The 17,932-nt window shown below is 71.5% G+C and carries 20 protein-coding genes; 10 read left to right on the top strand and 10 right to left on the bottom strand.

Annotated elements, in window-relative coordinates:
- The first annotated feature begins 1 nt into the window (after nucleotide 1).
- Genes hypD through hypB form a run of 4 tightly spaced genes read left to right on the top strand, consistent with a single transcriptional unit; the run spans nucleotide 2 to nucleotide 3,227 of the window.
- A complete protein-coding gene (gene hypD, locus AB0M93_RS09480) occupies nucleotides 2–1,129 on the top strand; it encodes a hydrogenase formation protein HypD (protein ID WP_364270189.1) in 1,128 nt (375 codons plus the stop codon).
- Nucleotides 1,126–2,202, top strand: coding sequence for a hydrogenase expression/formation protein HypE (gene hypE / locus AB0M93_RS09485; protein WP_364270191.1), 1,077 nt, complete (start codon nucleotides 1,126–1,128; stop codon nucleotides 2,200–2,202). The genes hypD and hypE overlap by 4 nt, the downstream gene beginning before the upstream one ends.
- A gap of 1 nt (nucleotide 2,203) precedes the next feature.
- Nucleotides 2,204–2,539 (top strand): hydrogenase maturation nickel metallochaperone HypA, encoded by a 336-nt coding sequence (locus tag AB0M93_RS09490; RefSeq protein WP_364270193.1) that lies wholly within the window; start codon nucleotides 2,204–2,206, stop codon nucleotides 2,537–2,539.
- Complete coding sequence (gene hypB / locus AB0M93_RS09495) at nucleotides 2,532–3,227, top strand: hydrogenase nickel incorporation protein HypB (RefSeq protein WP_364270195.1); 696 nt, start codon at nucleotides 2,532–2,534, stop codon at nucleotides 3,225–3,227. Before AB0M93_RS09490 ends, hypB begins: the two co-directional genes overlap by 8 nt.
- On the opposite strand, the gene hypF is transcribed toward hypB, so the two are convergent.
- The 4 genes from hypF to AB0M93_RS09515 are packed head-to-tail and all read right to left on the bottom strand — an operon-like array spanning nucleotide 3,184 to nucleotide 7,483.
- Nucleotides 3,184–5,340, bottom strand: coding sequence for a carbamoyltransferase HypF (gene hypF / locus AB0M93_RS09500; RefSeq protein ID WP_364270197.1), 2,157 nt, complete (start codon nucleotides 5,338–5,340; stop codon nucleotides 3,184–3,186). The genes hypB and hypF overlap by 44 nt on opposite strands.
- A gap of 42 nt (nucleotides 5,341–5,382) precedes the next feature.
- Nucleotides 5,383–5,988 (bottom strand): DUF5947 family protein, encoded by a 606-nt coding sequence (locus AB0M93_RS09505; RefSeq protein ID WP_364270199.1) that lies wholly within the window; start codon nucleotides 5,986–5,988, stop codon nucleotides 5,383–5,385.
- Nucleotides 5,985–6,467 (bottom strand): NifU family protein, encoded by a 483-nt coding sequence (locus AB0M93_RS09510; RefSeq protein ID WP_364270201.1) that lies wholly within the window; start codon nucleotides 6,465–6,467, stop codon nucleotides 5,985–5,987. The genes AB0M93_RS09505 and AB0M93_RS09510 overlap by 4 nt, the downstream gene beginning before the upstream one ends.
- Entirely contained in the window at nucleotides 6,464–7,483 is a 1,020-nt protein-coding gene (locus AB0M93_RS09515) for a hydrogenase expression protein HypE (RefSeq protein ID WP_364270203.1), read from the bottom strand. The genes AB0M93_RS09510 and AB0M93_RS09515 overlap by 4 nt, the downstream gene beginning before the upstream one ends.
- A gap of 192 nt (nucleotides 7,484–7,675) precedes the next feature.
- On the opposite strand from AB0M93_RS09515, the gene AB0M93_RS09520 reads away from it, so the two are divergent.
- Entirely contained in the window at nucleotides 7,676–8,197 is a 522-nt protein-coding gene (locus AB0M93_RS09520) for a helix-turn-helix transcriptional regulator (RefSeq protein WP_364270205.1), read from the top strand.
- Nucleotides 8,198–8,223: 26 nt separating this feature from the next.
- Here the strand turns inward: AB0M93_RS09520 and AB0M93_RS09525 are convergent, their stop codons facing one another.
- Together AB0M93_RS09525 and AB0M93_RS09530 are read right to left on the bottom strand one after the other, a co-directional pair.
- On the bottom strand, nucleotides 8,224–9,147 hold the full coding sequence (locus tag AB0M93_RS09525; RefSeq protein ID WP_364270207.1) for an MEDS domain-containing protein: 924 nt from the start codon (nucleotides 9,145–9,147) through the stop codon (nucleotides 8,224–8,226).
- Between the two features lie 465 nt (nucleotides 9,148–9,612).
- The gene (locus AB0M93_RS09530) at nucleotides 9,613–10,659 is read right to left on the bottom strand and encodes a ferritin-like protein (protein ID WP_364270209.1); all 1,047 of its coding nucleotides are present in this window, start codon (nucleotides 10,657–10,659) and stop codon (nucleotides 9,613–9,615) included.
- Between the two features lie 153 nt (nucleotides 10,660–10,812).
- On the opposite strand from AB0M93_RS09530, the gene AB0M93_RS09535 reads away from it, so the two are divergent.
- The 3 genes from AB0M93_RS09535 (at nucleotide 10,813) to AB0M93_RS09545 (ending at nucleotide 12,898) form a co-directional block, all read left to right on the top strand.
- Nucleotides 10,813–11,571 (top strand): SDR family oxidoreductase, encoded by a 759-nt coding sequence (locus AB0M93_RS09535; RefSeq protein ID WP_364270211.1) that lies wholly within the window; start codon nucleotides 10,813–10,815, stop codon nucleotides 11,569–11,571.
- Between the two features lie 66 nt (nucleotides 11,572–11,637).
- A complete protein-coding gene (locus tag AB0M93_RS09540; RefSeq protein ID WP_364270213.1) occupies nucleotides 11,638–12,564 on the top strand; it encodes an RNA polymerase sigma-70 factor in 927 nt (308 codons plus the stop codon).
- Nucleotides 12,548–12,898: a hypothetical protein gene (locus tag AB0M93_RS09545; RefSeq protein WP_364270215.1), complete on the top strand. Its 351-nt coding sequence runs from the start codon at nucleotides 12,548–12,550 to the stop codon at nucleotides 12,896–12,898. The genes AB0M93_RS09540 and AB0M93_RS09545 overlap by 17 nt, the downstream gene beginning before the upstream one ends.
- 33 nt (nucleotides 12,899–12,931) lie before the next feature.
- Here AB0M93_RS09545 and AB0M93_RS09550 read toward each other — a convergent pair whose 3' ends face one another.
- Both AB0M93_RS09550 and AB0M93_RS09555 read right to left on the bottom strand, forming a co-directional pair.
- Complete coding sequence (locus AB0M93_RS09550) at nucleotides 12,932–13,666, bottom strand: SDR family oxidoreductase (RefSeq protein WP_364270217.1); 735 nt, start codon at nucleotides 13,664–13,666, stop codon at nucleotides 12,932–12,934.
- Entirely contained in the window at nucleotides 13,663–14,031 is a 369-nt protein-coding gene (locus AB0M93_RS09555; RefSeq protein WP_364270219.1) for a cupin domain-containing protein, read from the bottom strand. Before AB0M93_RS09555 ends, AB0M93_RS09550 begins: the two co-directional genes overlap by 4 nt.
- 159 nt (nucleotides 14,032–14,190) lie before the next feature.
- Here AB0M93_RS09555 and AB0M93_RS09560 point away from each other — a divergent pair, with 159 nt between their 5' ends.
- A complete protein-coding gene (locus AB0M93_RS09560; protein ID WP_364270221.1) occupies nucleotides 14,191–15,492 on the top strand; it encodes a peroxidase family protein in 1,302 nt (433 codons plus the stop codon).
- Nucleotides 15,493–15,563: 71 nt separating this feature from the next.
- Complete coding sequence (locus AB0M93_RS09565; RefSeq protein ID WP_364270223.1) at nucleotides 15,564–16,130, top strand: dihydrofolate reductase family protein; 567 nt, start codon at nucleotides 15,564–15,566, stop codon at nucleotides 16,128–16,130.
- A 15-nt stretch (nucleotides 16,131–16,145) separates the two neighbouring features.
- Here the strand turns inward: AB0M93_RS09565 and AB0M93_RS09570 are convergent, their stop codons facing one another.
- On the bottom strand, nucleotides 16,146–17,168 hold the full coding sequence (locus AB0M93_RS09570) for an RNA polymerase subunit sigma-70 (protein WP_364270225.1): 1,023 nt from the start codon (nucleotides 17,166–17,168) through the stop codon (nucleotides 16,146–16,148).
- Nucleotides 17,169–17,173: 5 nt separating this feature from the next.
- Complete coding sequence (locus AB0M93_RS09575; RefSeq protein ID WP_364270227.1) at nucleotides 17,174–17,887, bottom strand: DUF2306 domain-containing protein; 714 nt, start codon at nucleotides 17,885–17,887, stop codon at nucleotides 17,174–17,176.
- Between the last annotated feature and the right edge of the window lie 45 nt (nucleotides 17,888–17,932).

The raw sequence follows: 17,932 nt of genomic DNA on the forward strand, positions 1-17,932 counted from the left end.
CATGCGTTTCGTCGACGAGTTCCGCGACGCCGAGAAGGCGCGGGCGCTGTCCGCGAAGATCACGTCGCTGTGCGAGCCGGGCCGCCACTACAAGTTCATGGAGGTCTGCGGCGGGCACACGCACACCATCTACAAGCACGGCCTCGAGGACTACCTGCCCGAGAACATCACGCTGGTGCACGGACCGGGCTGTCCGGTGTGCGTGATCCCGATGGGCCGCATCGACGACGCCATCCACATCGCCCGGCAGCCCGGCGTGCTCATGACGTCCTTCGGCGACATGATGCGCGTGCCCGGGTCCGGCGGGAACTTCTTCGACTCCAACGCCGAGGGCACCAACATCCGGATGGTGTACTCGCCGCTGGACTCGCTGAAGATCGCGCGGCAGAACCCGGACCTGCGCGTGGTGTTCATGGCCATCGGGTTCGAGACGACCACGCCGTCGACCGCGATGACGCTGCTGCGCGCGGCCGCCGAGGGCATCGGGAACTTCTCGGTGTTCGGCAACCACGTCACGATCATCCCGGCGATCAAGGCCATCCTCGACTCCCCCGACCTGCGGCTCGACGGCTTCATCGGGCCGGGGCACGTCTCCACGGTGATCGGCTGCCGTCCGTACGAGTTCATCGCGCGCGACTACGGCAAGCCCGTGGTCGTCGCCGGGTTCGAGCCCTTGGACATCCTGCAGTCGATCTACATGTTGATGGTCCAGCTGTCGGAAAACCGGTCGGAGGTCGAGAACCAGTACTCCCGGGTGGTCCCCTGGAACGGCAACCTCAGGGCGTTGCAGGTGATCAACGAGGTGATGCAGCTGCGGCCGTACTTCGAGTGGCGCGGCCTCGGGTTCATCACGCACTCGGCGATGGCGATCCGCGAGAAGTACGCGCAGTTCGACGCCGAACGGATCTTCGAGATCCCCGGCCTGCGCGTCGCCGACCCGAAGGCGTGCCAGTGCGGTGAAGTGCTCAAGGGCGTGCTGAAGCCGTGGGAGTGCAAGGTGTTCGGCACCGCGTGCACCCCGGAGACGCCGATCGGGACGTGCATGGTCTCCCCCGAAGGCGCCTGCGCGGCGTACTACAACTTCGGCCGGTTCAGCCGCCAGCGCGTCCGGGAGGCGAGCCGCGCATGACGACCACCGAACGCGAGCAGCAGGTCCTCGACCGCATCGAGCGGGCCCGGCGCCGGCGCGCGAAGGTGCGGGAAGAGCGCATCACGCTGTCCCACGGCGCGGGCGGCAAGTCGACGCACACGCTCATCGAGGCCGTGTTCCTCGACGCGTTCCGCAACCCGCTGCTCGAGCCGCTGGAGGACGCGGCGTCGCTGACCATCGGCGACGCCCGGCTGGCCCTGACGACCGACTCCTACGTCGTCTCGCCGCTGTTCTTCCCTGGTGGGAACATCGGCGACCTGGCGGTCAACGGCACGGTCAACGACCTCGCCGTCTCCGGCGCTCGGCCGCTGTACCTGACCGCCGGGTTCATCCTCGAGGAGGGCTTTCCCGTCGAGGACCTGCTGAAGATCGTCGACTCGATGAAGACGGCCGTCGAAGCGGCCGGTGTGCAGATCGTCACCGGCGACACGAAGGTCGTCCAGCGCGGCAAGGCCGACGGCGTCTACATCAACACCGCCGGGGTCGGGGTGCTCACGCGCACCGGGCTCGGCGTCGCCACCGTGAAGCCCGGAGACGCCGTCCTCGTCTCCGGGCCGATCGGCGACCACGGCGTCACGATCATGCTGGCCCGCGGCGAGCTCGACATCGACGCCGACCTGGCGTCCGACACCGCGCCGGTGCACGAGCTGGTGGCCGGGCTGCTGGCCGCGGTGCCCGGCGTGCGCGCGATGCGGGACGCGACCCGCGGCGGCGTCGCGACGATCCTCAACGAAATCGCGAAGGCCGCGGAGGTCGCCGTGGTCGTCGACGAGAAGGCCGTCCCGGTCCGGGAGGAGGTCCGCGGCGCGTCGGAACTGCTCGGCATCGACCCGCTGTACGTCGCCTGCGAAGGCCGGATCGTGGTCGTCGTCGACGGCTCGCAAACCGAAGACGCGCTGGCCGCGTTGCGCGCGCACCCGCTCGGGGCGGACGCCGCCGTGATCGGGCGGATCGCCGGCGACCCGCCCGGGATCGTGCTGCTGAACACCGCGTTCGGCGGCACCCGGATCGTGGACCTGCTGGTCGGGGACCCCCTGCCGAGGATCTGCTGAAATGCACGAAATGGCGATCACGCAGTCGGTCGTCGACGCGATCGTCGCCAAGCTGGGCGACGCGACGGTGACGAGCGTGCGGCTGGAGATCGGGCGGCTGTCCGGCGTGGTGCCGGACAGCGTCCGGTTCTGCTTCGACGTCCTCTGCACGGGGACGTCGCTCGAAGGCGCCCGGCTGGACATCGCCGAACCGTCCGGGCGGGCGCGCTGCCGCGACTGCGGCGACGAGTTCGCCCTCGACGATTTCCTCCTGCTGTGTCCCTGCGGCAGCGCCGACGTCGCGGTGCTCGCCGGGCGCGAACTGCGCATCACCTCGGTGGAGGTCAGCCATGTGTGACACCTGCGGCTGCTCGGATTCGGCCGTCCGGATCACCGACCACGCCCACACGGTGGTCATGGAGCAGGACATCCTGGCCAAGAACGACGAACTCGCGTCGCACAACCGCGCGCACCTATGTGACTCGGGTGTCTTCGCGATCAACCTGATGAGCTCGCCCGGCGCCGGCAAGACGACACTGCTGGAGCGGACCATCCGGGACCTCGGCGTGCCCTGTGCGGTGATCGAGGGCGACCAGGAGACGCTGCTGGACGCCGAGCGGATCAAGGCCACCGGCGCGCCGGTGGTGCAGATCAACACCGGCGCCGGCTGTCACCTGGACGCGTCGATGCTGCATCGGGCGCTGCATTCGCTGTCGCCCGCGCACGGCTCGACGCTGTTCATCGAGAACGTCGGCAACCTGGTCTGCCCGGCGTTGTTCGACCTCGGCGAGGCGGCGCGGGTCGTGGTCCTGTCGGTGACCGAGGGGCCGGGGAAGCCGCTGAAGTACCCGCACATGTTCGCCGCGACGGATCTCGTTCTGCTGAACAAGGTCGACCTGCTGCCCTACGTCGACTTCGACGTCGAGGAGTTCGAGCGGGACGTCCGGCGCGTGAACTCGTCGGCGACGCTGCTCCAGGTCAGCGCGACCCGCGGTGACGGCCTCACCGAGTGGTACGGCTGGCTACGGCGACCTGACCGAAGCTGATCCCGCCGTCGTTGGTGGGCACGTTCCGGTGGGTGAGCACGCGGAAGCCGCGCTGCTCCAGGCCTTCCACGGTCCGGTCGAGCAGCAGGACGTTCTGGAAGACGCCACCGGAGAGGGCAACCGTCGTGCTGTGGTCGCGGAAGCGGTCGCAGGTCCGCACGATCGCGTCGGCGACGCCGTTGTGGAACCGCGCGGCTTTCCGCGCCCTCGTGCCGGAGTCGTCCAGGAGAGCGGCGATGAGGTCCTCGCCGTGGACGACGTCGTCGATGCGGGCCCGGTAGGCGGACTTCTCGGCGGGATCGGCCAGCTGTTCCAGCTCGATGGCCGCCTGGCCTTCGTAGGTGATGCTGTCGCGGACGCCGAGCAGCGCGGCCGCGGCGTCGAAGAGCCGTCCGGCACTGGACGTCAGGGGTGAGTTGAGGCCGCTGCGCTTGAGCCGCACGACGTCTTCCCGCGCGGGCCGGCCGAGTTCGTCCACATAGGACGCGGCCATCCGCCACGGCTGCCGGATGGCCATGACTCCCCCGGGCATGGCGACCGGCCGGAGGTGGCTCAGCCGCCGATAACTCGCGAGGTCGGCGAGGAGGAACTCACCGCCCCAGACGGTGCCGTCGGGGCCGAAGCCGGTGCCGTCGAAGGCGACGCCGAGGACCGGGCCGTCCTCGCCGTTGTCGGCCAGGCACGCGGCGATGTGGGCGTGGTGGTGCTGGACGCCGAGCAGCTCGACGTCCAGCTCCTGGGCGTATTTCGTGGACAGGTACTCGGGGTGCAGGTCGTGCGCGACGAGCACCGGGTCGACGGCGAAGAGGTGCTTGAAGTGCTCGATCCCCTCGGTGAACGCCGTCAGCGTCTCGTAGTTTTCGAGGTCGCCGATGTGGTGCGAGACGAAGGCGTGGCGGCCCTTGGCGAGGCAGAACGTGTTCTTGAGTTCGGCGCCGCAGCCCAGGAGGTGCTTCCGCGCCGGGTGTTTCAGGGTGACGGGCTCGGGCGCGTAGCCTCGCGAACGCCGTTGGAGCTGGGGTTTCTTCCCGACGATGCGCACCACGGAGTCGTCGGTGCGGACGTGGATCGGCCGGTCGTGGGTCAGGAACGCGTCGGCGATGTGTGCCAGGCGGCCGAGGTCTTCGTCGCGGTACACGATGGGCTCGTCGGAGACGTTCGCGCTGGTCAGCACGATCGGGCCGGTCCGCGCCAGCAGCAGGTGGTGCAGCGGGGTGTAGGGCAGCATGAGCCCGATCCGCCGGTTCCCGGGTGCGACGGCGGCCGCGAGGTCCGCCTTCTTCGGCAGCAGCACGATGGGCCGTCGCCGGCCGCTGAGCGCCTCTTCGGCCGCCGCGTCGACGTCGGCCAGTTCCCGGGCCTGCGCCAGGTCGGCGACCATGACGGCGAACGGCTTGTCCTCGCGGTGCTTGCGCTGCCGGAGCCGTCGCGCGGCTTCCTCGTGCCGGGCGCCGACGGCGAGGTGGTAGCCACCCAGCCCCTTCACGGCCACGATCGCGCCGTCGCGCAGGGCTTCGGCGGTCGCCGCGATCGGCTCCCCGCCACCGGGCTCGAACCGCAACGTGGGCCCGCAGGCCGGGCAGCAGACGGGCTGGGCGTGGAACCGCCGGTCGGCCGGGTCCTCGTACTCCTGCTTGCACTCGGCGCACATCGCGAAGGCGGCCATGGTGGTGAGCGGCCGGTCGTAGGGCACGCCCCGGACGATGGTGAACCGCGGGCCGCAGTTCGTGCAGTTGACGAAGGGGTACCGGAACCGCCGGTCCGCGGGATCGGCGAGTTCGCGGAGGCAGTCGTCACAGGTGGCCGAATCGGCGGAGATCAACGTGTCTGCACCGCCGGCCCGAGGGCTTTCGACGATCCGGAACCCGGCCCCGCCCACGGCGGGGATCTCCCGCACCTGCACGTCGTCGACCCGGGCCAAGGGCGGCGCTTCGGCCTCGAGCGCGCCGACGAAGCGGTCGACCCCCGACGGCGCCCCTTCGACCTCGGCGAAGACACCGTGCACGTCGTTCCCGACGAACCCCCTGAGCCCGAGCCGCACCGCGAGCTGGTGGACGAAGGGCCGGAACCCCACGCCCTGAACCACCCCGACGACCCGGACCGCGACCCGCACGCGCTCAGTCTGCGCCGGAGTCACCCCATCCGGCTAGGACGGCTACCACAGGGGCTGTGCCCGCTGTTCGATCTCCGCGAACAGCTCGCCGACGCGTTCGTGCAGCTCGGGACCGCCGTCGCCGCCGGTCCAGTACCGGCGGACCGCGCCGGCCAGCCGGTAGCAGACGTCGACGGGCACGAGGAAGCAGTCCGTGCCGCACGCACGCCCGCGGAACACGATCGCTTCGACGTCCGGCTCGGCCGTGGCCAGCAGCGGGTGCGCCGCGGCGAGTTCCGCCCAGAGGCCGGGCGGAAGGGTCGTCTCGACCATCCCGGCCGGTCCGGGCTGGAACGCGGTGACACGGGTGCCGCAGTGCACGAAGAACGCGAAACGCGCGGGGATCCCGAGCTCGCGCCAGTCGAGGCGGGCGATCGGGCGCCGGGGGTCCCACAGGTAGCGCTCCGGCACCGCGCGGTACCGCGTTTTCCCGGCCGGGCACAGCAGGAAGCACGCGCGGCACGCGCACAGCAGGCCGCGGCGGCCGGTGTCGACCAGGTGGCCGTGCCGTGCGGCCACCGGCGTCCCGCAGAGCTCGCACCGCTCCTGCCGCGCGAAACGCCGGTCCCGGGCGGCCGCGGGAGGCCTGGATCCGGTGTCGACACTCACGACGCTCTCCCTTCCGGTCCCATCCCGATCCGGTACAGCACCGGGGCGGCGACGATCTCGACGCCGGTGAGCTCCGGAGCGGCGTCCCGGACCGCGTTTTCAACCGTCGCGCGGGCCGCGGACGAGCAGCCCCGGCTCGCGCCGAGGCTCAGCCGGACCACGCCGTCTTCGGTGCCCAGATACCCGACCACGCCCACCTGCGGGCGGATCCGGTCCAGGGCCCGCCGGACTCGCGCCGGCGTGTCGAGGGGGTGCAGGTCGTGCAACGCCAGCAGGTCCCCGACGACGTCGTCGGCGGCGATCGCCCCGACCGACGCCGGGGCGTGCTCGCGCAGCGTGCCGACGATCCGGGTCAGGCCTTCGCCGTAGAGGTCCGTCAGCTGCCGGACGATCTCTTCGGCGGGCCGGCGGCCCGGACCGGCGAGCAGGGCGCCCAGAACTGTCCCGAGACGTTCGGCGGGGCCGGCGGGCACGCTCACCGGTCCGCCGCCGTGCGGATCTCCCGCAGGATGCGGATCGCGGAGCCGGACACGCTGCTCGTGGCCGTCGGGCCGCCGGCGGCGGCCGGGTCCTCCATGAACGGCATGAACTTGTCCGGGAACCCCGGCATGGTGCAGCCGATGCAGATGCCCCCGACGTTCGGGCACCCGCCGACGCCGTTGATCCAGCCCCGCTTGGGCACGTTGCACTTGACCACCTGGCCCCAGCACCCCAGCTTGACCAGGCACTGGGGCGAACCGTGCTGGTCGGCGAACTCGTCCTGCTCGTAGTACCCGGCCCGGTCGCACCCTTCGTGGACGGTGTTGGAGAACAGCCACTTCGGCCGCAGTGCCTCGTCGACGTCGATCTGCGGTGCCCGCCCGGCCACCTGGAACAGCAGGTGCAGGATGGTCTCCGAGAGGTTGTCCGGCTGGACCGGGCACCCCGGCACGCACACGATGGGCAGCCCGGCCCACGACCGCCAGTCCCGGCCGAGGTACTCGGGCACGCCCATGGCGCCGGTGGGGTTGCCGGCCATGGCGTGCACGCCGCCGTAGCTCGCGCAGGTGCCGACGGCCAGGATCGCCATCGCCTTGGGGGCCAGCCGGTCGAGCCACTCGCTCGCCGTCACGGGCTGACCGGTCGCGGGGTCGGTGCCGAACCCGCTCCAGTAGCCCTCGGCCTTGTTCGTCTCGTCCGCGATCGAACCCTCGACGATCAGGATGAACGGCTCGAGCTCGCCGCGGTCCGCGCGGTGCCACCATTCGATGAAGCTGCCGGAACCCCCGTCGGGCCCGCTGTGGAAATCGAGGAACGGCCAGTGCATGGCGACCTCGGGCAGCCCGGGGAGACCGCCGAGAATGATCTCTTCGATACTCGGCTGGGTGGCCGCGGTCAGCGCGACCGATTCACCGTCACAGCTGAGCCCGCCATTCATCCACAGAATATGGACAGTCGGTGAGTTGTTCTCGGATTCGTCCGCCGGGCCATTACCGGTCTGCGGAGCCCTGGCCATCGACGGCACCCTTCCCCGCGGCCGAGGGCCGCGCGCGACGCCCACCGTAGACCCGTCCGGCGACAGCGGCAAGACTGCCGTGCCGGCGTTCCGGACACAGCTGCTCGCGAACGGCGGACAATACCGGCCGCGTCCGGAGGGGCAGCCGGAAATCGCGTCGCCGACTACACTGGACGTTCGGCGGAAGGGACAATGATCGTGGTGGAATCGGCGGGCCGGTCGGCCGGCAAATCGATCGAGGTCGTGCCGGTCGAAATCATCACGAAGATCTTTCCCGCCCGCCCGTCCGCCGTTCCGGGAATCCGGGGATTCGTCCAGGAGTGCCTCGCGGGTGCACCGCTCGCCGAGGCCGAAGAACGCGAGGTGGGCAACACGATCCTCCGGGCGCTGCTGGCCGCGGCCGGCCCGTCCGGCGTGCTCGAGGTCTCCTGCCGCAAATATCCCCAGCGCGTCGAGTTCGACGTGCTCCCGTCCCGGAGCGAAGCGCGGCTCCCGGTGCCCGCGCGGCCGGCCGGAGCGGACGCGCCCGCCGCCAGCTTCGCCGAGTGGCTGGCCGAAGCACTGCGCAGCCGCGGGATCACGAAGGAGGCCGCCGCCGAAGAGCTGGGGGTCTCCCCGAAGACGATGAACCGCTGGCTCGGCGGGCAGACCGAGCCCCGGCTGCGCGATCTGCGCCGCGTCGAAGACCGCTTCGGCGACGTGCGGCTGCACTGACGGACAGATGTGTCCCCGGCCGGGGTTCAGCCGGCGGCCCGATCCCGCATGGCCAGTTCGATGGTGCAGCCGGCCGCGTCGGAGCTGACGTCGAGCCACTCGCAGATCCGGTCGGTCATCCACAACGTGGTGCCGGGGCGGGCGGCCGCCCGGGGCCCGTAGAACGCCGGGCCGTCGACGGGCCGTTCGCTGTGCAGCGTGCACACCACCCGGCCCGCCGCCGGGCGCACCCACACGGCCGCCCGGTCGATGCCGTGCTCGATCAGGTAGGTGACGGCCTCGCCGACGGCGATGCCCAGCAGCGTCGCGGTGTCCTCGGACCGCAGCAGGGCGCTCGCCCGCTCCAGCACGTGACGGCGCACGGCGACGAGGTCGCCCTCGAAGCGGAAGGGGTCCTCGGCGGCGCGCGACGGCGTGGCCGCGGCGGGTCCGCCCGCCTCCTCGGGCGCCCTGAACTGCGCGGACGGCCGGATTTCGCCGTTCACGACGTACTCGGGGTGCGCGCGGCGCGCCACCTCGACCACACCGGGACCGGTCGTCCTGGTGTCGTAGGGGCAGATCATCCAGATCCGGGTCCCGGTCAGCGCCACGTTGAACGCCGCCTCCGCCCGCTGCCAGGCGGCTTCGTCGCCGGACCCGCCGGCCCGGGCGGGTTCGGCGAGGACGCGGACCGTGCCGGTCGGCGCGGTGGACCGGTGGCGGTCCCAGTAGCGGTGCAGCGCGTCGGCCAGCCGGGCCGGCCGCCGGCCGAAGTAGTCCGACTCCGCGAAGGCGATCCGCCCGGCGTCCGCGCCCATCACCGTGTGCAGCAGGCCGCGGTTGGCCGCGGTGGTGGTGACCAGCACCGGCTCACTCCTGCGCAAGCCGTCTTCCGCGAACGGAACGGCCATCGCGAGGAACTCGGCGTCGCTGCCGTAGAGGCAGCCCTGGTGCCGGAAACCTGACTTCACCGCGCTTTCCTGTGCCGCGGCAACTGCCGGGGTGTTCGTGCACACCGAGCCTCCTGAGGGTTTCTTCACCGATTGTCCAGGCGATCACGTTCCCCCCGGAACGCTTGCAGACCGCTGGGAGCGTACTCGCACCAGCTCGGTTCAGCTATCACGAGACGAATCGATTACACCCGTTCAGAGTATTTGGCTCCACCAGGCTCGACGGCAGACACAACCGTCATCGCGAAGCCTTCCGGCCCGGTCGGCCAGGCCAGCGAAAGCCCTGGTGCGCAGGGGATCCAGCGCACAGATGTGTCCCGCACACGAGGGTGTCGGACAGTACTGTCCGACACCCTCCAGGAATGATCTCACGCCCATTTGTTCGAACCAATTCTCCTTCCTTTCGAACCGGCCGCCGTCCCTGTCCGAAATTCGCATGGAACAATTCCGCCGGTCTCCGCGACGAGTTCCCCGGCGGCCCGCGCTTCAGTTCCGGTGCTCGGGTGGCACGTACTCGAAGGTCGGGCCCGCGGTCGTCGTCCCGTCGCCGGTGGGCAGCTTCATCAGGGCCAGGCCCTGCTTGCGCAGGCCGAACATCGTGCCGACCGCGTCCGTCATCCCGGCCGGGTTGCCGGTGAAGGCTTCTTCCAGCTGGTAGAGGAGCAGGCTGTAGGTCTGGTTGAACTCCTCCTGCGCGACGCGGACGGGGCTGCCCTCGGGGTAATCGGCGGTCCGCGGGTTGTGCCGCATCGGCAGCACCCCGTCGAGGTCGACCGCGATTTCCTCGCCGGTCGGGCCGGACTGCGGGGTGTCGCCGGTCCGGTAGCGGCGGCCCACCTTCAGCTCGTGGAACCGGTAGTAGTGCGCGACCTCTTCCCGGTCGGGGTGGAAGACGTCGTGGTCGCCGTCCCACACGTCCGTGCGAGCGGCCCCTTCGCCCTGCTCGACGATCTCCGCCAACGCGGCCGACGCGGACTTCAGGTCGTGGACCGGCAGCACTCCGCCACCGCCGCCGCGCAGGTGGAACTCGCCGATCTGGCGGGCCGGGTCACCGGTGAAGACCCGCTCCTCCCCCAGCTTGTCGCACAGGGTGCGCAACCCCTGCTCGATGGCGGCGTAGAACTGCCCGATCGTGCGGTACTCGTCGCTCTGCGGCGGCGCGTCCGCCGACGCGGGCTGCTCGATGCGCAGGAACAGCTCCAGCGCTTCGGGGCCGAACGGCGCCAGGTGGACGTGCACGGACCGGTCGCCGTGGGGCAGCGGGTGCGGGTACGGCGGCAGCAGCTCCGGCGTGTCGAGCTTCGGCGAGCCGCCGACCGCGTTGAGCAGGTTCGCGGCCAGGGCCAGGTGGATCATCTCCTCGGCGAGGACCGTGCCCACGACCTGGGTGGCTTCGGGGTTGCGGGCCGGGTCCAGCGAGTACAGCGCGCACAGGTACGGGGGAATCGTCGCGTGCTCCAGTTCGATCGCCCACTGCAGGTGGCGGCGCAGATCGTCGATCGTGTCGATGGCGTGGGTGCCACGGGTGTCCATGCGGTGCTCCGGTTCGTCAGGTCGGTGTCACCGGCCAGGACAAGACGCGATCGCGGTTTGTGACAGCCGGGCTGTCACAAACCGGGCGCCTGTCCGGTCCTGGTTGCGGACGACGTTCCCGGAGCGGCCGGGACGCAGGACGGAAGGCACCCCATGAAGATCGTCGTGATCGGCGGCAGCGGGCTCATCGGCTCGAAGCTCGTCCGGAAGCTGGCCGCGCACGGCCACGAAGCGGTCCCCGCGTCCCCCGAGTCGGGTGTGAACACGCTGACCGGCGAAGGGCTCGCCGAGGTGCTGGCCGGCGCTCAGGTGCTGGTCGACGTTTCGAACTCCCCCTCGTTCGCCGATGACGCCGTGCTGGACTTCTTCCGCACCTCCACCGGGAACCTCCTCACGGCCGGGGAGCAGGCCGGGGTCGGGCACCACGTGGCGTTGTCGGTCGTCGGCACCGAACGGCTCGCCGAAAGCGGCTACTTCCGCGCGAAGATCGCGCAGGAGAAGCTCATCAAGGAGTCCGGACGCCCGTACTCGATCGTGCACGCCACGCAGTTCTTCGAGTTCGTGGGCAGCATCGCCCAGTCGGCGACCGAGGGGAACACCGTGCGACTGGCGGACGCCCGCATCCAGCCCATGGCGGCCGAGGACGTGGCCGCCGCGGTCGGCCGGGTCGCCGCCGGCACCCCGCTGAACGGCACCGTCGAGGTGGCCGGTCCGGAGCAGTTCGGGCTCGACGAGCTGATCCGCACCGGGCTGGCCTTCCGCGGCGATCGCCGCGAAGTCGTCACCGACTCGGAAGCGCGCTACTTCGGCGCCCTGCTGGACAAGGACATGCTCCTGCCCGGCCCCGGCGCGCACCTGGCCGGCACCCGGTTCGCCGACTGGCTCCCGCTCAACCCGCCGCCGGCGAAGTGACCAAGCTCGTCGATGAGCGCCCGGAGGCGATCTAGAGTGGCGCGCGAGACGACGACGGGACGTGCGGTGGCGGATTCCGGGGCGAGTGCCCAGCTCGGCGGGGCGGACGAGCTCGAGGCGGCCACGGCCGTGTTCACGCAGCTGCGGCCGCGCCTGTTCGGGATCGCCTACCGCATGCTCAGCAGCGTCGCCGAGGCCGAAGACCTGGTGCAGGAGGTCTGGCTGCGCTGGCAGGCCTACGACCGGTCCACCGTGGCCAACCCGGAGGCGTTCCTGGCCACGACCACCACGCGGCTCGCCATCAACGTCCTGCAGTCGGCGCGGAACCGCCGGGAGACCTACGTCGGGCCGTGGCTGCCCGAACCGGTCGACACCAGCGCGGACCCGTACCTGGGGGCCGAGCGGGGGGAAGCGCTGGAATTCGCGGCCCTGCTGCTGATGGAGAAGCTCACGCCGGGCGAACGCGCGGCCTACGTGCTGCGGGAAGCCTTCGACTACTCCTACGCCCAGATCGCCGACATCCTGTCGTCGACCGAATCCGCGGTGCGCCAGCTGGTCAGCCGGGCCCGCAAGCACATCGCCGGCGAACGGCGTGCCCCGGTGCCCGCGGCCGAGCAGCGGGAACTGCTGACCGCGTTCCTCGCCGCCGCCCGTTCGGGGGACATGGCTTCGCTCGAAAGGCTGTTCACGCCGGAGGTGACCAGCCTGTCCGACGGCAACGGCCGCAAGGGCGTCGCGCGCACGCCGGTCGTGGGCGCGGGGCGGGTGGCGAAGTTCCTGCTGGCGATCTCCCGCTGGTTCTGGGACGACATCGACGTGCGGTGGGTCCAGGTCAACGGGCAGACCTCCGCGGTGCTGCGGCAGAACGGTTCGGTGTACGGCCTGCTCACCGTCAGCGCCACCGCCGAAGGCATCGATCAGGTGCTGTGGCTGGTCAATCCCGCGAAGAACACCGCCGTGTCCGGCTGGACCGAGCATGTTCGACCGGCATGACCAGATCATCCGCAGGCTGGCCGAGGCGTGCCGCCGGACGGACGTCACCGCACTGGCCGCCGTCCTGCACGCCGATGCCGTCGCCACGTGTGACGGCGGCGGATTCGGCCCCGTGCACGGTGCGGAGGACGTCATCCGGCTGGTGATGACGTCGCTGGGTGGGCCACCAGGTGGCGAGCTGACCGTCGAGTCCGTCAACGGCCGCGCCGGGCTCGCGCTGCGCCGGGCTTCCCGCGCTGTCGCGGTCGTCGCCGCCCGGACGGCCGGATCCAGGGTCGCCGAGCTCTGGATCGTGCTCGACCCGGCCAAGCTGACCGGCTGGCACCGCGGTTGACCGGGCCCGCACCGCGGTGCGGGCCCGGTCCCCTCATCGCGCCAGCCACTCCCGGTAGGTGGTCTTCGCGATGACGGCCCCGTCTCCGGCGATGAGGGCGTCGCCGGAGACGGCCGCGAACAGGCCGGCCTGCTCGTCGGTGACGACCGGGCGCCGGTCACCCTGGGCGGCCAGGGTGATCCGGCCCAGCTCGTCGAGGGTGAACACCTCCGGCCCGGCGACGTCCCGGGTGCCCCGCAGCGGAGCGCCCATGCTGACGTCGGCGACCGCCTGGGCGACGTCATCCGCGGCGATGGGCTGGATGCGCGTCGCGGGCAGGCGGACGCTGTGCTCGTCGGAGGTCCAGGACATCGTCGCGGCCATGAACTCGAAGAACTGCGTGGCGCGCACGATCGAGTAGGGCACGGGCCCGGCCTTGAGGATGTCCTCCTGCAGCACCTTGGCGCGGTAGTAGACCAGGTCCGGCACCAGGTCGGCGCCCACGATCGAGAGGATGACGGCGTGGCCGGCCCCGGCCGCGGCGGCCGCCGCCAGCAGGTTGTCCATGGTCGTCCGGAAGAACGCGGGCGAGGCCTCGTCGAACGTCGGCGAGTTCGTCAGGTTGACGACGACCTCGGCCCCGGCCAGCGCCTCGGGCAGGCCGTGCCCGCTGAGCAGGTCCAGCCCGGTGGACGGCGAGTGCGGGACGGCTTCGTGCCCGTTCCGGTTCAGGATCTTGACCACGCGGGAGCCGATGAGCCCGGTCCCGCCGATGACGGCGATCTTCACTTCCTCGACCATCCCTTCGCGCGGAGTTCGTCCTCGGTCACGAGGTCGACCATCGGCTTGCCCGGTTCGCAGAGCATGGTCACGGTGAACCGCACCGGGACGTCGTCACGGTGGTTGCCGTCCTGGTAGTGGATGACATCGCCACCCGGCTCCCAGAACGCTTCCCCGGCGCGGACCACCCGCGGCGGCTCGCCTTCCAGCTCGAACACCATCTCGCCCTCGAGCACGTAGCCGAAGGCCGGTCCGGGATGGCGGTGCGGCGGGGTGCCGGGATCGCCCGGCGGGTACTCGATGACGATCGTCATCGCATGCGCCCCCTCCGGCACGAAGGGCGGTTTCGCCTCCTGCAGCACGGTCAATGCCATGAAAAGACCTCCTTGACGAACGGGTACACCGGCTAGGACCGGACAGCGGCGCGTTTTGTGACACCCCGGATTTCGCGCCCGGACTGTCACACGCCGCCGGGCTGTCCTGTCTGGACTGGCGCCGGGGTCGAACGAGACCCGGCGGACAGGAGGTATGCCGTGACGACCGTGGTGACAGCCCTCGCGGAGCCGGAAGCCGGGCCGAGCCGGTACGGGCGCATGTTCCCCGGCCTCGCCCCGCTGGTCACCGATCCGCGGCGACTGGCGCGCGCGGGCGGCCACGGCGGGATCTGCGACGCGGGCGCAACGCCCGGGCCGGGCGACGACGCGGCCGGGGCCGCCGGGTGGCCGTTCTTCGGCCAGCTGATCGCGCACGACATCACCGCCGACCGCTCGCCCATCACCGGTGACCGGCACCCGGGAGCGCTCCGCAACGCCCGCGCACCGCGGCTCGACCTGGAGATGCTCTACTCCGACGGCCCCATCGGTTCGCCGTTCCTGTACGACTCCGCGGACCCGGCGAAGTTCCTGCTCGGCCGTCCCGATGGTGGCGACGTGCCCCGCAACCAGCAGGGCGTGGCCCTGATCGGCGACCCCCGCAACGACTCGCACCTGTTCGCGCTGACCCTGCACACCGCGCTGCTACGGGCACACAACCACGTCGTGGACCGGCTGCGGGACGACGACGTGACCGAGGTGTTCGACCGGGCGCGGCAGACCCTCACCTGGCACTACCAGTGGATCGTGGTGCACGACTTCCTGCCCCGGCTCGTCGGCCCGCTCCTGGTCGAAGAGGTGCTCACGACGGGCGGCCGGTGGTTCGCGCCGCCACCGGGACAGGCCTGGATCCCGCTGGAGTTCTCCCACGCGGCCTTCCGGTACGGCCACAGCCAGATCCGCCACAGCTACCGGCTCACCCGCGGCGGCCCCGGCCTCCCGCTCTTCCCCGACCTCGCCGGCTTCCGGCCGGTGCCCGCCGGCCGCCGCCTCGACCTCGCGCTGCTGTTCGACCTCCCCGGCCACCCACCGGCGCAACGGGCCAAACGCATCGACGGCCGTCTTCCGGCCAGCCTCATCGCGCTGCCCGAGCAGCTCACCGGAACCGTCGACGTCGCCGCCCACCGCTCGCTCGCGGTCCGCGACCTCCTCCGCGGCGAGCTCACCGCACTGCCCAGCGGCGAATCCGTCGCCCGCCACCTCGGCGTGCCGCCGCTGCCCGCGGACGAGCACACCTGGCCACACGGAACTCCACTGTGGAGCTACATCCTCGGCGAAGCCGGGCACCGGGGCGGCGGTGACCGCCTCGGCCCGGTCGGCGGCCGCATCGTGGCGGAGGTCCTCATCGGACTGCTGCGCGCCGACCCGGCGAGCTACCTGAACCGCGAACCGGACTGGCGTCCGACCCTGCCGGCCGCGGGACCGGCCTTCGGCCTGGCCGACCTGCTCACACCGGCCCGTTGACCGCCCACCGATCAGCTTTCCGCGCCGCACCCGTCTGTATGGGGGAAATCGACGCACGGAAGGCTGGCACGATGCGGAAACTGATCTTCGGCATGAACATGACCCTGGACGGCTACATCGCCGCGGCCGGGGACGACATCGGCTGGAGCGGGCCGCCGAGCGACGAGCTGTTCCAGTGGTGGCTCGGCCACGAACGGGCGAGCGAACTGACGCTGTACGGGCGCAAGCTGTGGGAGACGATGAGCGCCTACTGGCCGACCGGCGACCAGCAGCCCGGCGCCACCCCGGCGGAGGCCGAGTTCGCGCGGAACTGGCGGGACACGCCGAAGGTGGTCTTCTCCTCGACGATCGGCGAGGCCGGCTGGAACACCCGCCTGGTCACCGGCGACGCGGTCGCCGAGATCACCCGGCTCAAGGCCGGGGACGGCGGGCCGATGACCATCGGCGGCCCCACGCTCGCCGGGGCGGCCATGCGGGCCGGGCTGATCGACGAGTACGCCGTGGCCACCCACCCCGTCCTGGTGGGTGGCGGCACGCCTTTCTTCACGGCGCTGGACGGCTGGGTGAACCTGAACCTGATCGAGTCGCGCAAGTTCCCCGGCGGCGTGGTGCTGAACCGCTACGAGACCAGGCGGTGAGGACGCCCCCGGCGCTCAGCCGGCCGGGGCGTCCAGGGCCGGCGGCAGGCCCAGCCAGGGTTTGCCGCCGGCGTCGAATCCCGTGAGCTCGGCGATCTTCCCGTCGACGACGCGCAGTACCGCGACGGCGAACAGCCGGTACTCCGGGTCGCCGGGGGCGCGGAGGTACAGCGCGGCGGCCGGCATGCGGTTGACCGTCGTGGTGACACCGCGCCAGTCGTCGTGGCCCTGCTGGAAGAGCCCGCCGGAGACCCAGCCCTCGACCGCGTCCTTGGCCGTCGTGGTCGTGGTGCCCCGCTCGGGCAGCATCGCGAAGCGCAGGTCGTCGCGCAGCAGGGAGCTCAGCCCGTCGAGGTCGTTGCGCTCGTGGGCGTCGATGTACGACTTCACGACGTCGCGCTCGCCGGCCGACAGCTCGTGGGTGGCGGGGCTGCGCCAGTCGAGGCGGCGGCCGGGAAGCTGACGGCGCACCGTCACGCGTGCCCGCTGCAGGGCGTTGGTCACCGACGCGACGGTCAGCTCGAGGGCTTCGGCGGCCTTCGACGCCGGCCAGCCGAGGACGTCCCGCAGGATGAACACCGCCCGCTGCCGCGGCGGCAGGTGCTGGACGGCGACGATGAACGCCAGCTCGACCGTCTCGCGCGCGACCACCGATTCCTGCGGGTCCTCGGGGAGCATCCGGTCGGGGTAGGGCTGCAGGTACAGCACCTCCGACACCGCGTCCGGCAGCTCGGCCGGCAGCGGTGTGCGGTCGTTGCGCTTCCCGAGGAAGTCGAGGCAGGCGTTCGTCGCGATCCGGTACAGCCAGGTCCGCAGCGCGGCGTGGCCCCTGAACGACTCCCGCTTGTCCCACGCCCGCAGGAACGTCTCCTGCGTCAGGTCCAGGGCGTCCTCGTAGTTCGCGAGCATCCGGTAGCAGTGCAGCTGCAGGTCACGCCGGTGCCGCTCGGTGAGGAGCGCGAACCGCGCCGGGTCGGCCGAGCGGACCGCCGCGAGGAACGTGGCTTCGTCGGCGCCCAGGGGTCTGGCGTCGGTCATGGTCGTCAATCCTTCCACCGGTGCACGGGAGCTACCAGAACTGACGACGGGACGCCGGATTTCTGATCGGTGCGGACCGGCGGCCGCCGGCGCAGGGCCCACTCGGCCACGACGAGGTTGATCACCCAGCCCGCCGCCATCAGCATCGCCCGGGTGACCTCGCCGGGCACGCCGACCAGCAGGGTCCACGGGAGGTGCGTCAGCACCTGGGTCCCCGCACCCAGCCCGATCGCGTACCCGCGGGTCATCCAGACGCGGTGCCGTCGGACGTCGCGCCGGCGGATCGCCAGCGTGGCCAGGACGATCGACACGGCCATCGCCGTGCCGAAGACCAGCCGGAACACCGTGAGGAGGTCGCCGTCGCCCGGCGGGCGGTCGTACCCCAGCGTCATCCACAGACCGGACAGCGCCGCCACGAGCCCGCACGGCACCAGCAGCCGCCCGGCGACCCGGTGCCAGCGCCGCCGGCGCAACCCCGGCACGAACTGGAACGCCCCCAGGACGCAGAAGATGCTCGCGCCGAAGATGTGCAGCACGACGGGCAGCGGCATGGCGAAGAACCGCGCGTTGTCCGCGGTGGCCCGCGCGCCGCTCGTCAGCTCGGCCACGCGGGCGGAACCGGCGGCCACCGGGACGGCACTGAGCAGAAGCAGTCCCGCCGGGACGAGCCACTGCGGTCTTCTGGTGGGCAGCAAGGGAAAACCCCTCTCGGAAGTCATGCACGAACGACTTCGCCCAGCATGACGGCCGGCGGCCCGCGGCTC

This window comes from Amycolatopsis sp. NPDC051102 (assembly GCF_040682815.1).
Taxonomy (GTDB): Bacteria; Actinomycetota; Actinomycetes; order Mycobacteriales; family Pseudonocardiaceae; genus Amycolatopsis.